The sequence below is a fragment of the Staphylococcus sp. HMSC070D05 genome (genome assembly GCF_001815595.1).
Taxonomy (GTDB): Bacteria; Bacillota; Bacilli; order Staphylococcales; family Staphylococcaceae; genus Staphylococcus; species Staphylococcus hominis.
The window spans coordinates 23,477-24,293 of sequence record NZ_KV821145.1 but is presented as its reverse complement, the minus strand read 5'-3'; the positions used below and the strand labels follow the sequence as shown (position 1 = coordinate 24,293).

Genomic DNA, 817 nt, shown 5'->3' with positions numbered 1-817 from the left:
TAAGTGAAAAAAGACAATTTCTATTGAAATAAGATAGAAATTGTCTTTTTTATAATTTTTTGATTATTTTCAGCTTGTTAAGTTGTTACTTTTCTTATATTAAGTGCCATTAGCACAACTCCTAGTTCTCTTTTAACTTTAATTATCTCTCTAATGGATATTCGAGGGAAACAAAAATCGCCTTCATAAATGCAAAAACAGACTCTACATCGATTTTTCTTTGACTATAGATGGTTTTTGTTTTTGGTTCTGAAAGGTTTTTATTAATTTGGGCTTTAAAATATTCCCAATTATAACCTTTCATTATTTTTTTATTTGTTTTTGTATTGAAATTCATGCATTGATGTTTCAGAGGACATTCTAAACAATCATCACATTCATATCATTTAAAGTCTCGTTTAAAACATATTTATCGTAGCGATAGGCATATCTTTTAAATCCTAGTCTTTTATTGTTTGGACAAATGTATTCATCTCTAATTTCATTATAACCCTAATTTTGAGTATTAAAGATGGCACTTTTATATTTTTTATCTTTTATAAACATACCGTAGGTTATAAGTGGTATTCGATTAAAATCATCTATAATTGCCATATAATTGGGTTCGCTACCATAACCTGCATCAGCTACAATATATTCAGGTAAATGACCGTAGGTCTCTTGAATTGAATTTAAAAATGGTATCATTGTTCTTGTATCAGTCGGATTTTGATACACATGATAAGATAAAACAAATGGAGAATTTGTCGCTATTTGCAAATGATACCCTGGTTTGAGTTGTCCATTTTTTCATATAATCTTCTTTCATTCTCATAAA

General features: G+C 27.8%; 1 pseudogene. It reads right to left on the bottom strand.

The features are described from left to right. Window positions 1-817: pseudogene (locus tag HMPREF3046_RS11540) on the bottom strand (transposase); the annotation flags it as partial.